Annotated in this window: 15 protein-coding genes and 1 pseudogene; 12 read left to right on the top strand and 4 right to left on the bottom strand. The window is 26.3% G+C overall.

The annotated features are described in order from the left end of the window. The 4 genes and pseudogenes from ABGF45_RS08160 to ABGF45_RS08145 form a co-directional block, all read left to right on the top strand. A pseudogene (locus ABGF45_RS08160) lies at positions 1-399 on the top strand (MATE family efflux transporter); the annotation flags it as partial. A 334-nt stretch (positions 400-733) separates the two neighbouring features. Beyond that, a complete protein-coding gene (locus ABGF45_RS08155) occupies positions 734-1339 on the top strand; it encodes a recombinase family protein (protein ID WP_408111764.1) in 606 nt (201 codons plus the stop codon). Between the two features lie 57 nt (positions 1340-1396). Further along, positions 1397-3136 (top strand): thioester-forming surface-anchored protein, encoded by a 1740-nt coding sequence (locus tag ABGF45_RS08150; protein ID WP_408112806.1) that lies wholly within the window; start codon positions 1397-1399, stop codon positions 3134-3136. Between the two features lie 370 nt (positions 3137-3506). Beyond that, positions 3507-3818 (top strand): rhodanese-like domain-containing protein, encoded by a 312-nt coding sequence (locus ABGF45_RS08145; protein WP_134711782.1) that lies wholly within the window; start codon positions 3507-3509, stop codon positions 3816-3818. 615 nt (positions 3819-4433) lie between these two features. Here the strand turns inward: ABGF45_RS08145 and ABGF45_RS08140 are convergent. The 4 genes from ABGF45_RS08140 to ABGF45_RS08125 are packed head-to-tail and all read right to left on the bottom strand — an operon-like array spanning position 4434 to position 7535. Next, positions 4434-4793 carry a DUF956 family protein gene (locus ABGF45_RS08140; protein ID WP_134744528.1) on the bottom strand — a complete coding sequence of 120 codons (360 nt, stop codon included), beginning with the start codon at positions 4791-4793 and terminating at the stop codon, positions 4434-4436. A gap of 1 nt (position 4794) precedes the next feature. Beyond that, positions 4795-5715 (bottom strand): PTS system mannose/fructose/sorbose family transporter subunit IID, encoded by a 921-nt coding sequence (locus ABGF45_RS08135; protein ID WP_134711780.1) that lies wholly within the window; start codon positions 5713-5715, stop codon positions 4795-4797. Between the two features lie 14 nt (positions 5716-5729). After that, the gene (locus ABGF45_RS08130; RefSeq protein WP_134744529.1) at positions 5730-6545 is read right to left on the bottom strand and encodes a PTS mannose/fructose/sorbose transporter subunit IIC; all 816 of its coding nucleotides are present in this window, start codon (positions 6543-6545) and stop codon (positions 5730-5732) included. Positions 6546-6554: 9 nt separating this feature from the next. After that, positions 6555-7535, bottom strand: coding sequence for a mannose/fructose/sorbose PTS transporter subunit IIA (locus tag ABGF45_RS08125; RefSeq protein ID WP_134744530.1), 981 nt, complete (start codon positions 7533-7535; stop codon positions 6555-6557). Positions 7536-7773: 238 nt separating this feature from the next. Here ABGF45_RS08125 and ABGF45_RS08120 point away from each other — a divergent pair, with 238 nt between their 5' ends. The 8 genes from ABGF45_RS08120 to ABGF45_RS08085 form a co-directional block, all read left to right on the top strand. Then, positions 7774-8085, top strand: a complete 312-nt coding sequence (locus ABGF45_RS08120) for a hypothetical protein (RefSeq protein ID WP_167554140.1) — start codon at positions 7774-7776, stop codon at positions 8083-8085. Positions 8086-8359: 274 nt separating this feature from the next. After that, positions 8360-8521, top strand: coding sequence for a hypothetical protein (locus tag ABGF45_RS08115; protein ID WP_209021428.1), 162 nt, complete (start codon positions 8360-8362; stop codon positions 8519-8521). A 9-nt stretch (positions 8522-8530) separates the two neighbouring features. Further along, on the top strand, positions 8531-9214 hold the full coding sequence (locus ABGF45_RS08110; RefSeq protein WP_134744531.1) for a response regulator transcription factor: 684 nt from the start codon (positions 8531-8533) through the stop codon (positions 9212-9214). Beyond that, positions 9215-10201, top strand: a complete 987-nt coding sequence (locus ABGF45_RS08105) for a HAMP domain-containing sensor histidine kinase (RefSeq protein WP_134711776.1) — start codon at positions 9215-9217, stop codon at positions 10199-10201. It abuts the gene before it with no gap. A 107-nt stretch (positions 10202-10308) separates the two neighbouring features. Then, a complete protein-coding gene (locus ABGF45_RS08100) occupies positions 10309-11076 on the top strand; it encodes an ABC transporter ATP-binding protein (RefSeq protein WP_134711775.1) in 768 nt (255 codons plus the stop codon). Beyond that, positions 11069-13039 (top strand): ABC transporter permease, encoded by a 1971-nt coding sequence (locus tag ABGF45_RS08095; RefSeq protein WP_134711774.1) that lies wholly within the window; start codon positions 11069-11071, stop codon positions 13037-13039. The genes ABGF45_RS08100 and ABGF45_RS08095 overlap by 8 nt, the downstream gene beginning before the upstream one ends. A gap of 285 nt (positions 13040-13324) precedes the next feature. Further along, the gene (locus ABGF45_RS08090; RefSeq protein WP_134711773.1) at positions 13325-14032 is read left to right on the top strand and encodes a response regulator transcription factor; all 708 of its coding nucleotides are present in this window, start codon (positions 13325-13327) and stop codon (positions 14030-14032) included. 1 nt (position 14033) lies between these two features. Then, positions 14034-14775, top strand: a 742-nt coding sequence (locus ABGF45_RS08085) for a hypothetical protein (RefSeq protein ID WP_408112805.1), incomplete at its 3' end; no start/stop codon positions are given.

The raw sequence follows: 14775 nt of genomic DNA, 5'->3' as shown, positions 1-14775 counted from the left end.
TATGGAGCTACACTTCTTGCGGCAATTTCTTGGATACCATCAATGTTTTTTTCTGAAAAACTATTATCATTATTTAATGTTAGAAGTCAAATTCTGGATACAAATGTATGGTTATTTAGGTTGTTTTATTCCGTATTTATTTTGTATGGAATTATGATTATGTCTCTTACTTTCTTTCAATCGGTGGGTGATGCAAAAAAGGCAGGGATGGTTGTGATTATGAGACAATTGGTATTGTTTGTTCCGGCTGTATTAATATTGCCTAAATTATTTGGTTCGGTTGCTGTTTGGTGGGCTCAGCCAATAGTTGATTTTTTTATGATATTGATTTGTTTTGTTTTGCAACAAAAACAACTCATAAAAATTTGTGATGATAAAAAAAGGGCTGTTGTAAAATAGATAGCAGATTCATTTAATAAAATACATAGATAAGCTCGGGATTTTAATATCTAGGGCTTGTTTTTCGTTTAATATTAATATTAAACAAATACATATTGTTTAATTTTTAGTTTATATAGACTGCATTATCTCAGTTTTTAACTTAAATATTTTTATAGTATTATTTTTTACTAAAAAATTATTGCAATTTTTATAAATTTAATTATTGTTTTAATCAGAAGAAGTAAGGCAAAATTGTCGATACTTCTTTTTTGAAATTTATAAAATATATTTTTAACTAAGATATCCATATAACATTTAAATTGTATTAAGATAAAAATTTGGAGGATAGTAAATGAAATATGGATATATAAGAGTTTCAACAAAAGAACAAAATATAGATAGGCAATTGTCAGCTATATTAAAAGAAGGGATTCAACTAAATAAAATATATATAGATAAAGCTAGTGGAAAAGATTTTAATCGTAAAAAGTATAAAACACTAATTAAAAAATTAAAAAAAGGAGATGAACTTTATATAAAATCCATAGACAGACTGGGAAGAAATTATGATGAAATTATCAAGGAGTGGAACACCATTACCAAAGAAAAAAATGCAGATATTGTAGTTTTAGATTTTCCGTTACTTGACACTAGAACAAAAGTAAATGATTTAACAGGAAAATTTATAGCAGATATAGTCCTTCAAATATTATCCTATGTAGCTCAAGTAGAAAGAGAAAATACTCATCAAAGACAGATGGAGGGTATAAAAGAAGCTAAAAAAAGAGGAGTACAATTTGGAAGGAGAAATAAAGAAATACCGGAAGAATTTTATACTATAGCAAGAAAATGGAGTTCGAAAAAAATAAGTTTAAGAATGGGTGCAAAATTACTCAATGTAAGCCATACTACTTTTTCCAAATGGTTGAAACAAAAAGGCTATAAAATTAAAGTCTAATATTAATGAAATTTAAAATTAGCATTATCATACAACGATATTATACGAGGAGGAAAAATGAAAGAAAAATGGAAGAAATTAATAAGTTCTATGGTTGTTATATTTCTTTTTATGTTTTATATATCTACAAGTTTTGCTATGGGAAATGCTGAAAAATCTAGATTTAAAGCATCAACAAGCGAATATACATGGCTTGGATATAGCGAAGATGGAATGATAAAAATTAAACAACAAGAAAGTATTTCTTATGATGTTTATTGTTTTAATAAAGATAGAAAACAACCACCGGCTTTAGAACCTAATAATCGTAGAGGAAACTATAGACATAACCATAGAGGAGGTATAACTTATAAAAGAATAGACGGAACAAGTGCTCTGTTTACTACATATGCAACTAAAGCAAGAACACAAAATCAAGAAGAATTGTATAATCGAATTTTAAGTATCATATATAATGGATACCCTACTAATGCAAACAATATTTTAGATGGATTAAGCGATACGGAGGCAAATGATGTAACTCAAGCAGCTATATGGTATTATACGGATAGAGAAGAAAGTCATCATTTTTTGGGAACAACTGCAAGTAGAGAAAAAAAGGAAGCTGCTTATAAAAAATTGATATCGAGTAATTTAGAGGAAAGTGTTTCAAAAAAAAGACCTGAAAATTTTAAGTTGAATTTGTTTGTTACTGAGCAAAAAGATGAGGAAAAGAAGGAATATCAAAATTTATTAAGTGTAGTGTATATTCCAAATAATCCTTCTAAAAAAACCGATAAAAAATATATTAAGGTAATGAAAGTTTGGGATGGAATAAAAACAGGTGAAAAAACTCCGAAAGTTTTATTTCAATTATTTAAGGGGGATACAAAAATAGGAGAAGCTAAAGAATTTGATGGAGCACCTATAATTTTTGAGATTGATAAAAAAGAAAATATTAAAGAATATACTGTTAGAGAAGTTAACGAAGGTAAAAAAATAGAAAATGGTCAAACTACAAAGATAGATGGGAATTTGTATGAAGTAACTTATGAAGGTGATGCGGAAAAAGGATTTAAGGTAATTAATAAAAAAAATACAGAATCATTACCTCCGCAACCTAAAAAAGTAAAGGTGTTAGTAGAAAAGAAATGGCAAGATAATGAAGGTAAAAATATAAATTCACCTTTAAAGAAAATCGAAGTAGAACTATGCAAAGACGGCGTTGCTACAGGAAATAAATTAGAATTAAATAAAAATAATAATTGGAGTGGAGAATTTGATAAATTACCTGAATCTGCTAAATTAGGCGGAGTAAATCATAAATACACAGTAAAAGAAGTAGGGGAAATCGATAAAGCTATAAAGCTTGACGGTAAAGTATTTACTGTAAGTTATGAAGGAGATATGAAAAATGGGTTTAAGATAATAAATAAAGAAAAACCACCGGTACCACCAGTACCACCAAAACCACCGGTACCACCAAAACCACCGGTACCACCAAAACCACCGGTACCACCAGTACCACCAGTACCACCAGTACCACCAGTACCACCAAAACCACCGGTACCACCAGTACCACCAAAACCACCGGTACCACCAGTACCACCAGTACCACCAGTACCACCAGTACCACCGGTACCACCAGTACCACCAGTACCACCAGTACCACCGGTACCACCAAAACCACCGGTACAACCTAAAAATCCTAATACATCAGATAATTTTACAAATATGACTTTTATAAGTATTACAATTATTTCTGCTTTAGGATTGGGCTACATTTCGCTAAATAAAAACAAAAAAACAAATAGATAAATTTTAATTCATGCTTATTATATAAATATAATTTGTGAGCAGAGTTAAAAATATAAAAAAGTTTGCATAAGCAATTCATTACTTATTTTAAGTTTGGAGATATTATGCAAACTTTTATTCATTTATACTTAATTTGCTATTTAAGTGTATTAGTATGCAGAAAATTAAGAGAATTTCATACTATATAAGTCGGTGAATGTATAAGTATTATAAAAAAATATAATATTCATGTTATTTATATTTTACGGTAAAATTTTATAATGAATAGCATAATGTTTTTATCTCGCTTCTTTAATTTAGCACTTATATAAGTAATGTAAAATTATATAAAAAGGGTATAATATAGTTAAATATGATAAAGGAGAGAGAAATGGGGTTATTTGATTTTTTGAAGGTGCCTGATATTAATAATGGAGTAAAGGAATTTAGAGAAACTGAGGGAGCTTATCTTTTAGATGTTAGGACTAAAACAGAATACAAGGAGGGATTTATTAGAGGTAGTGTTAATATTCCTTTAGATGAAATCTTAAAAGTTGAAGGCAAAATTAAAGATAAGGATGCACCAATATTTATATATTGCAGGAGTGGTAATAGAGCTGGTACAGCTGTGAAATTAATGAAACAAATGGGATATAGTAATGTTAAAAATATTGGTGGAATAATTAGTTATAGAGGTAACTAGTTTCTTGTAATAAAATTAAGAAGAGGATATTGCAAAATAAATTTTTTATTTTGCAATGTTTTTTTAATAATAAAATTTACACTCTAATTAATCAGATTTTTATTAAATATTTAATTTATTTTTAAATTAATAAAAATATTAATTTTGAATTATTTTCAACAATATTTTTGAAATCATCTCAAAAATCAGATTGATTAAAATGAGATAATAAAAATTGGCATCGAAATTATCGCATAGATTAGATTATGTAAAATGCGATAATGAAAATTTAATTTAAAATTATCGCAAATATAAGATTAGAAAAAATGCGATGATAAAATGACTTAAAATCATCAAAATTTATTCAAAAAAAATACCAACAAATTTAAAAATATCAAAAATGCGATAAAAATTTGATCTAAAAAAATACCATCAAGATTATTTTTCAAAAAATTGCGATAAGTTTTTAGTTAAAAATAATACCCTCAAAATTTATTAGTCAAAAATTGAGATAAGATGCTGTAAAGGAATTAAAATAATATTATATAAAAACCAGCACTAGATATTTAAATCTAAAGCTGGTTTTATATTTTTATTAAATTCTTATAATATAATTTTTTTTGCAATTTCCACTTTTTATTTTTTATTAAATTTTGATTTTATAAATCCCCATATTGACATTGAACGTAGCATTTTGTTTTCATCAAAATATTTTTTGACTTCTTGAAGAGTTTTTTTATTATTTCTTGTTGAAAATGTGAAATGCCCATTGTGTTTTGTGAATATTGCGAATCTGCTTATCCATTTGTTGAAAATGACACTTGCAGAAATATGGTCAATTTCATTCCAAGGAATTTGGATGAAATCATTGGGATTTTTTTCGTTATAAAATTCAAAAGCATTATTTCCTACAACTACATTTCCGTAACTACTCAATCTTAGATAAGATGTAGCTTTAGTTGTATAAGTTACTTTTGTATTTAGTGAATTTACCATATTATAGTAAACCTACTAAGTGACCTAAAATACCTACTGCAAACAATACTAAGATTATTAAAATAGGAGATACTTTTTTCTTCAATAATTTAGCACATAATAATGTCAATAATAATGCTGCAAGACCGGGAATTAATTGGTCTAAGTTATTTTGAAGAGTTGTAGTTTTTACTGCATCAAGAGCTGTTTTACCAATTGAATCATACATTGATAATGCGTGTTTGATTCCTTCTGCACCATTTGGTAAATTTGCCCAATCTATAAATGAACCAGGTTGTTGTTGAATTTGCGAAACAATTGGTGCAAATGAGATGCTTACCCATCTATTTACTAATGAACCGATTATGAACATACCAAGTATTGAGGCAACTTGAGTAACTGTTCCTAATAATCCTCCGGATAAGTTATTTGTAATTTTTCTACCAACTTTGTATCCAAATTCTTGTGTATACCATTCAAATGCGATTCTTATAATATTCCATGCAAAGAAGAATATGATTGGTCCTAAAATGTTACCTGTTAAAGCTAAAGTTGCACCTAAAGCACCTAAAATCGGTCTTAATGTGAACCAAAATAGAGGATCACCAACACCGGCTAAAGGTCCCATCATACCAACTTTAACACCTTGGATTGTTGCATCATCAATTGGAGTACCGTTTGCTCTATCTTCTTCCAGAGCTAATGTTACACCTAAAACTGGTGATGAAACATATGGGTGAGTATTATAGAACTCTAAATGTCTTTTTAATGCTGCGATTTGTTCATCTTTTGATGTATATAATCTTTTGATAGCAGGTATCATTGAAAATGCCCAACCACCATTTTGCATTCTTTCATAATTCCATGAACTTTGTAAAAATTGATGTCTAAATGCGACCTTAATTCTATCAGATTTGCTTAATTTAATTTTTTTATCACTCATTATGACACCTCCTTTTAATAGTCATTCAGTATATCACCAAGTGGATCGCCTGAACCACCATTACCTGAGTTGTTTTTGCTTGAATTTTTTAATGTAGTATAAATTAATGCTAAAGAAATACCAATAACACCTAAAGCTATTAATGTTAATTGTGATATAGCTGAAATTGCAAAACCTAGTGCAAAGAATGGCCATGTTTCTTTTGTTTCCATTAAGTTAATAACCATTGCATAACCTACAGCAGCAACCATACCACCACCGATTACCATACCTTCTGATAACCATTTAGGCATCGAGTTAAGAGCATTTGTAACAACTTCTGGGCTTATAAAACAAATTATTAATGCTGGAATGGCAATTCTTAAACCTTGTAGTGTTACAGCTGAAATACTTAAAGCATCTATAGCTTTGAAATTTCCTGTTTCGGCAGCTTTATCCATACCGTGAACTAATGATATACTGATTGTTCTAACAACCATTGTTAAAAATAAACCTGCGATAGCAATAGGAATAGCTATAATAATTGATGTGTTTATAGCTGTATTTACATTTGAAACATCACCACTTTGCAATCCTAAAACCATGATAATAGCAGCTGATACACCAGCTAATGCTACGTCAGGAGCGATTGCTGCACCAACGTTTGCCCATCCTAGAGCTATAAGTTGTAATGAACCACCTAACATGATTCCTTCTTTTAAATGTCCTGTTACCAAACCAATTAGAGTACAGCTTACAATTGGTTGATGAAATTGAAATTGATCTAATACACCTTCAGTACCTGCTAAAAATGCTATTAGAAAAATTAGAATAATTTGCATTGTATTCATAAATTCCTCCTAATAAAGTTGTTCTTTTGCTTTTTTCATCATGTTATCAAAATTTTCGCCCTTATCAGTAGGTACTTTACGAACATCAAATTTGATTCCCATGTTTCTTAATTTGTCTAAAGTTTCATAATCTTCTTTTCCCATAGCTACAGAAGTAGTGATTACTGCTTTTCCTAATGAATGAGCGATAGAACCTAAGTTAATTTCTTTTAGATCTACTCCTCCCTCAATAGTCTTTAATACATCTTGAGGAGTTTCAAATAAAAGCATTGCTCTAGTTCCGCCAAATCTTGGGTCTTTAGAAACTTCGATCATTTTCCAGATTGGAACTACATGAGCTGTTACCCCCGGAGGAGTAGCTTGCATAATCATGTTTTTTCTCAAATCATCTTGTGCTACATTGTCACTTACTACAATGATTCTGTCAGGCTTAGTTGTTTTTGTCCAACTAGTTGCAACTTGTCCATGTAAAAGTCTAGTATCAATTCTAGCTAATACATAATTGAATTTTCCATCTCCAATAACTGTACCTTCTGGAATTGAACCTTTAACAACTTTAGCATCTTCTGCTTTTGTATCAACTTTAGGAGATAATGATTCCGGATAAATTTTAATATTATTTTTACCTTCCCCTAAAATATTTTTAGCAATTGCTTGAGCTGATTCTTCACCGAATCTTTCTCCAAAAGCAGCTATTGCCATTGGCAGATTAACACCTGCAATTATAGCCCATTTGTCTTCATGACCTGCTATTACTTGAGATGCTTGATTAAATGGAGTACCTCCCCACAAATCTGCAAGTATTAGTATTTCATCTTGACTATCAAAAGAAGAAATAGCTTTTTTAATTTTTCTTTTGATATCTTCCGGACCTTCGCTTGGTAATAATGTGCATGCTGCGACATTATCTTGTTTACCAAAAATCATTTCACCAGCTTGAAGTATACCTTCTGCTAATGAACCGTGGCTTGCTATAATAATACCAACCATAATTACCTTCCTTTCTTTTTATAAATAATATTTTTATATGAAATATTATTTAATCATAAGTATATTTTACTATGTTTTTTAAAATTGTACAACGATTTCGTGAAAATATTTTCTAAAAAAAAAGTAATTTTTATATTTTCGTGAAAATGTAATTATATATTTTTATTGTTAAGTTACACAATAATTACAATGCTTTGATATAATTTATATATATTTAAATTATATTTTAGGAGGAATTATGAACAAAAACATAATATTAGGAAACTGGGAAATAATAAAAGGAAAAATTGAAAGTGAATGGGGAAAATTAACTAATGATTTAGAAATAGAATCTATTGGTGATATGAATCAACTTCATGGACATTTACAAAGAGAATACGGTTGGAATGAAGAAGAGTCTAAAAGGCGTCTAGAAAAATTAAATAGAATGCAAGAAGTACTTGAAAGAGAAGAGCGAAAGATTCAAGAAGTAAAGGAAGAAGAAAAGAAAAAAATAAAAGAAATTGTAAGACAAACTGACGAAAAATTAAATGATATATTTAGAGATTAGGATAATTAAATTAAAAAAATATGGTGCTGAAGTTAATGTTGAAAAAAGTTAAATAATTTCATTGTATTTAAAATTTAAAAATCTCATAATCTTAAAATTTCACTCAAAATGGCTTTACGATAAATAGTGTTTGTGCATAAAATACACTTTAATTACTTGTGCCCTAAGGTATTTGACAAAGAATCGTTTTATATTGAAATTTATTTGATATGAATAAATACAAAATTAATGGAAAATAATCTTGACAATATAGATAGAGATATATATCATAAAATTGCGAAAACGAAGTGCTAAAAATATTTCAGGGGTTGATGTTAAACATGCTTTATTTGGAGAGGGGATAGAATCAAGCCATTCTTATGAAAGAACTCATATAGATAGTATAAATGCAACAGAAAGATTATTAGAGGTTTATTTAATAAGCAATTTAAGATAGGAAAAAAATATGTATAAAATATATATTGTTGAAGATGACAGCGTGATTTCTAATTCTATGAAAAAATTTTTAGAATCATGGGGTTATCAAGTAGAAATACCGAAAAAATTTAATAATGTCCTTGAAGAATTTGAAGAATTTAATCCTGATTTAGTACTGTTAGATATTCATCTACCATTTTTCAATGGATATAATTGGTGTGAAAAAATAAGAACTAAGAGCAATGCTCCTATTATATTTATCTCATCATCAAATGATAATATGAATATAGTAATGGCATTATCTAAGGGGGCAGATGATTTTGTATCAAAACCATTTGATTTGAATATATTAAATGCTAAGATTCAAGCTCTTTTAAGAAGAACTTATGAATTAAATAGTACTTTAGAAAATATTTACACATATAAAGATATTATTTATAACATGGGTAAGTCTACCCTTTCATATAAGGATGAAACTATTGAATTAACTAAAAATGAGTCTAAAATATTTCAAATTTTAATAGAGAATAAAGAAAGAATAGTTTCTAGAAATAATATTATGGAATTTTTGTGGAATACAGATGAGTTTATTGATGATAACACTCTTACAGTAAATATAAATAGACTTAGAAAAAAAATGATGGAAATAGGTATTAAAGAGATTTTACAAACTAAAAAAGGTCAAGGCTATATTTTAATTAAGGAAGATTAAATGAAATTATTTATTAATTATATAAAAGATAAAATTAAATCAATTATTTTAGCATTAAGTATGATATTTATATTTTTTCTTGTTTATAAGTTATATGACATAAATATGGAAGCTTTTTTGTATGCTTCTATTTTATCCATATTTACAGGACTTATAATTTTCATCATCAGTTTTTTGAAATATAAAAATTATATTGAGGAACTTAATTTATTAAAGAATATGGAAAATAATGATGAAATTAATATATTAAATAAAAACGATATGATATCAAGAGAGTATAAAAAAATATTAAAAAGTTTAAATGAGAAAATTTATAAAATGGAACTTAAATATAAGAGTCAAATTAAAAATCAAGAAGAATTTTTTATTATGTGGACACATCAGGTAAAATTACCAATTACAGCAATAAGAATTCTTTTGGATTCTGAAGAAAATATTGATAAATCACTTATAAAGTCGCAATTAAATAGAATAGATCAGTATACTAAAATGGTTTTAGCGTATATAAGATTGAATAGTGAAAATTCGGATTTTGTAATAGAAAATGTAAATTTAGATAATATAATAAAAAATGTTATAAAAAATTTTAAGTCTGAATTTATATATAAAAATATAAAATTAAATTTTAAAAGTACAAATCAAAATATTATTACTGATAAAAAATGGTTTACATTTGTAATAGAGCAAATTTTATCAAATTCGTTGAAATATACTGATGATGGCTCCATAGATATATTTATGGAAAATGGAATATTAAAAATAAAAGATAGTGGGATAGGAATAAGTAAATCTGATTTGCCAAGAATATTTGAAAAGGGATATACTGGATATAATGGAAGAAATAGTGCTGATTCCAGTGGTTTGGGCTTATATTTGATTAGTAATGTTTTAAAAAAATTACATTTTAATATAGATATAGATTCAGAAGTAAATATAGGAACTGTTGTAAATATTGACTTAAATCAAAAAAATCATATATTTGAATAAAATTCTTCAGTCTTTCAAAAATGTAAGATTGGAGGATTTTTTTGTAAGATAATTCAATGGATAGCTATTTTTAATAATAATATAATTAAAACATCAAGGAGGATTATATGACATTATTACAAGTTAAAAATTTACAAAAAGTTTATACAACAAGATTTGGTGGAAATAAAGTGGTAGCATTAAGGGATGTATCTTTTGAAGTAGAAAAAGGAGAATTTATTGCAATAATGGGTGAGTCCGGTTCAGGGAAGTCTACATTATTAAATATAGTTTCAGTATTAGATAAAGCAACGAATGGTAGTGTTTCGTTAAACGGACAAAAAGTTTCAGAAATTAAGGATAAGGATTTAGCATCTTATAGAAGAAAAAATTTAGGATTTGTTTTCCAGGATTTTAATTTATTAGATAATTTTTCAATAAAGGATAATATATTGTTACCTTTAGTTATTTCTAAAATGAAATATAAAGAAATGAACCAAAAATTAATGCCTCTTGTAAAAAGATTAGGGATAGAAGATTTAATAAATAAATTTCCATATGAAGTATCCGGAGGCCAAAAACAAAGAGCAGCTGTAGCAAGAGCACTTATTATTGAGCCGGAGCTTATTTTAGCTGATGAACCTACAGGAGCATTGGACTCAAAATCAGCAGACAGCTTAATGGATTTATTTCAATCTATAAATGATAGAGGTCAAACAATTTTAATGGTTACACATTCAATAAAAGCTGCAAGTCGTGCCTCCAGAGTTTTGTTTATAAAAGATGGTAAAATATTTCATCAAATATATAGAGGAGATAAAAATGATGAAGAAATGTTTTTAAATATTTCAAATACAATGACTCTATTATCTACAGGTGGTGATAGAAATGAATAATGTTTATTTAAAATTATCAATAGATAATATTAAAAATAATAAAAAAATATATTATCCATTTATTCTTTCTTCAACTTTATCAATATTTTTAATGTATATAATAACATCATTTAAATTTAATCCAAATATTATAAATATCCCATTTGCAAGTGGACTAATGCAAATTTTAAATTTGGGGAGTATTGTAATAAATGTATTTGTTTTTATATTTTTATTTTATACAAATTCATTTATTATAAAAAGACGAAAAAGGGAATTGGGTTTATATGGAATTTTGGGCATGGAGAAAAAACATGTAGCAAAAGTTGTTTTTTATGAATTATTTATAATTTATTTAATTTCCTTAATAGTTGGATTTTCTGTTAGTTTATTACTAGACAAGATTATGTATTTAATATTATTAAAAATGATAGGTCAAGGTGTTAAACTGGGATTTTATATTTCATATCCTTCAATAATTTTTGTAGGAGAGTATATATCAATTGTTTATTTGTTGATGTATGTAAATTCTCTTAGATACATACATTTATCTAATCCTATAGAATTGTTAAATAGTAATAAGATAGGTGAAAAAGAGCCAAAAGCAAAATTTATATTCAGTATTATTGGGATATCGTTAGTTGGGATAGGTTATTATTTATCAATTACAACAAAAAATCCTCTAAGGGCAATACCTGTATTTTTTGTAGCTGTAATTTTAGTAATTTTAGGGACTTATATATTGTTCACAACAGTATCTATAACTATTCTTAAAATTATGAAAAAAACAAAAAAAATATATTATAAACCCGAAAATTTCATTTCAATTTCCGGTATGATATATAGAATGAAGCAAAATGCTGTTGGATTAGCAAATATAGCAATATTATCAACTATGGTTTTAGTAGGGATTTCAACTACTTTTTCTTTATGGATAGGTGTTAAATCTATTGTGGATACAAGATATCCTAAAGATATAGTAATGCAGATAAATAATATACATAGTACAACAGAAAGTAATAATATTGATAAGATTATAAATGAAGAAAATAAAAAAATGAATATTAAATCTACAGATTTTACTTCATACGATTATTTATCTTTTTCTGCTAAAATAATTGACGGAAAAATAAGCACTGTATCAACAGGTTTTGGAGCATTTACAAATTCCTATTTAATAGACATTGTACATTTAGAAGATTACAATAAGAATTTTAATCAAAATTTAGAATTAAAAAATGATGAAATTTTTATTTTTTCAGAAGGAAATGACAAAAAAATTAAAAACATTGAAATTTTTGGAAAAAAATATTTTGTAAAAAATAAATTAGATAAATATAATTATATTGAAACTTCTCCTCATATGATGGTGAATAAATTCAAAATTATTGTAAAAGATTTTGAAGAATTTAAGAAAATATTATTATTAACCGCTGAAAAAGGTAAGCATACAAGATACAGACAGATATACTATAATACAAACACTAGTAAGGAAAACGATTCCGAACTGGTTCATAATATTACACAATCTTTAAAAAATACAAAACATGTATTTGATATAGAAGCAAAATCTACAGGAGAAGTTGAATTAAAATCACTCTATGTTGGTATATTTTTTATAGGAATATTTTTAAGTGTATTATTCCTAATAGCAACTATTATAATTATGTACTATAAACAAATTGCAGAAGGAATAGAAGATAAATCAAGATTTGAAATAATGCAAAAAGTAGGTTTAGACAAAGAAATGATAAAAAAATCTATTAATTCTCAAATATTAGTTGTATTTTTTATGCCGTTAATTGTTGCATTTATTCATCTAATATTTGCATTCCCACTTATTAAACTTTTATTGGGAGTTTTGATGCTAATAAATATAAAGTTATTCATTATAACTACAATGGCAAGTATTTTAATATTTTCAATTGTGTACTATTTGATATATAAAATTACATCAAGAGTGTACTATAATAGTATTAAATAAAATCAAATTAATTTGATACTAGTCATAAATTTGTGAACACCTCTCAAAAGTAGGACTTTATACCGGATACATTTAGAAATATTTGTCTCCGGTTTTTTTATCCTAAATATTTTTTATATTGCTCCGGGAATATTCTAATTAATGTATGAAGATTTTTTGCTTATTTAAAATTTTAGTCATACTACATGGAAATTTAATAAAAACTATCTAAAATTTAATAATTTTGTAATAATTTCTTATATAATATTTAGGAAATAATTGTTATTATAATTATGGAGGATATATATGAGAAGTTATAATATATTAGTTGTTGAAGATGATATTGCAATAAGAGAATCTATAGGGATTTATTTGAAAAGTGCAAATTATAATGTATTTTATGCAGAAAATGGATATGGATGTTTAGAAATTTTTGAAAAAGAAAAAATAGATTTAATCTTAATGGATTTGATGATGCCAAATATGTCAGGAGAAGAAACAATAATTAAATTGAGAGAAAAATCTTATGTTCCAATAATAATTTTATCTGCGAAGTCAGAAAATTATGACAAAATTATAGGATTGGATATAGGTGCTGATGATTATGTAACTAAGCCATTTAACTCATCAGAATTATTGGCAAGAATAAATTCTAATATAAGGAGATTTTACAATTTCAACAAATTAAATTCAGTTGATAAAAATATTATTAGAATTGGAGGAGTAGAGTTAAACACAATGAGTAAAGATGTGAAAGTTGATGATAAAATTATTTCTCTAACAAGTATTGAATACGGTATTTTAGAGCTTCTTATGAAAAATGTAAATAGGGTATTTACTGTAGAACAAATTTATGAACATGTTTGGAAGGAGCCGGCTATTGATTCTAAAACGGTTACTGTTCATATAAGGAGAATTAGAGAAAAAATTGAAATAGATCCTAAAAATCCTAGATATTTACAAGTTTCTTGGGGGTTAGGATATAAATTTGTAAATGCTTTAAGGGAGGAATAGCATGAAAAAATTTAGTTTAAGGCATTCTACTCACGGGATATTTTCTTTAATTATTGTTTATATTTTAATCGTAAATTTATTAAATTTTTCTTTTAATTTTGACATCAGAACAAATGACTATATAGAAAGGCAAAAAAGAGAGTATCTTTTAGATAATTATATATATAAAACTATAAGATTTAATGAATTATCATTTTTTAATGGTAGTGGTTATACAAATGATTTGATAAATTATTATATAGAAAGTGAAATTGATATAGAAGGTAAACAAGAAAAAAATTTTACTTTTAATAATATACATAAAAAAACAAATAATGATAAGGTGGATGCAATTGCGAAATCCATAAAAAATCCTGCTGTTTTATTAAAATATGATGGAAATACCGAGACTCAAGTAATTAATGATAAAAATTTAAGTAAAATAGAAGAATTTATATTAAAAGTATATAAAAGTGCTATTCAATCTGAAGATATTGATAGTATAACTGAAAGATTTAAAATAAAAAAATTAAATGCAATTTACGAGATTAATGTAGAAAATGTAACAAATGTTTTAAATGATTTAAATAAGAACTTAAATATCAATAGGATATTAATAAACTTTATATTCAGTTCAATAGCGTCTGTTATAATTTTCGGAATGTTTTCTTTGTTTTCTAGATATGAAGAAACAAGAAAAAATAATATTTATGGATTTTTAATGAAAATTCCGATTGAAATTTTTATAATTTTATTCTTTAGTA

Source organism: Helcococcus sp. KG196 (assembly GCF_046035495.1).
GTDB classification, from domain to species: domain Bacteria; phylum Bacillota; class Clostridia; order Tissierellales; family Peptoniphilaceae; genus Helcococcus; species Helcococcus ovis.
The sequence above is the reverse complement of the archived record's forward strand: the minus strand, read 5'-3'. Positions and strand labels throughout refer to the sequence as shown.

Coding starts and splice junctions, on each gene's coding strand:
- ABGF45_RS08155 (WP_408111764.1), top strand. CDS start 734: ATGAAATATGGATATATAAGAGTTTCAACAAAAGAACAAAATATAGAT.
- ABGF45_RS08150 (WP_408112806.1), top strand. CDS start 1,397: ATGAAAGAAAAATGGAAGAAATTAATAAGTTCTATGGTTGTTATATTT.
- ABGF45_RS08145 (WP_134711782.1), top strand. CDS start 3,507: ATGGGGTTATTTGATTTTTTGAAGGTGCCTGATATTAATAATGGAGTA.
- ABGF45_RS08140 (WP_134744528.1), bottom strand. CDS start 4,793: ATGGTAAATTCACTAAATACAAAAGTAACTTATACAACTAAAGCTACA.
- ABGF45_RS08135 (WP_134711780.1), bottom strand. CDS start 5,715: ATGAGTGATAAAAAAATTAAATTAAGCAAATCTGATAGAATTAAGGTC.
- ABGF45_RS08130 (WP_134744529.1), bottom strand. CDS start 6,545: ATGAATACAATGCAAATTATTCTAATTTTTCTAATAGCATTTTTAGCA.
- ABGF45_RS08125 (WP_134744530.1), bottom strand. CDS start 7,535: ATGGTTGGTATTATTATAGCAAGCCACGGTTCATTAGCAGAAGGTATA.
- ABGF45_RS08120 (WP_167554140.1), top strand. CDS start 7,774: ATGAACAAAAACATAATATTAGGAAACTGGGAAATAATAAAAGGAAAA.
- ABGF45_RS08110 (WP_134744531.1), top strand. CDS start 8,531: ATGTATAAAATATATATTGTTGAAGATGACAGCGTGATTTCTAATTCT.
- ABGF45_RS08105 (WP_134711776.1), top strand. CDS start 9,215: ATGAAATTATTTATTAATTATATAAAAGATAAAATTAAATCAATTATT.
- ABGF45_RS08100 (WP_134711775.1), top strand. CDS start 10,309: ATGACATTATTACAAGTTAAAAATTTACAAAAAGTTTATACAACAAGA.
- ABGF45_RS08095 (WP_134711774.1), top strand. CDS start 11,069: ATGAATAATGTTTATTTAAAATTATCAATAGATAATATTAAAAATAAT.
- ABGF45_RS08090 (WP_134711773.1), top strand. CDS start 13,325: ATGAGAAGTTATAATATATTAGTTGTTGAAGATGATATTGCAATAAGA.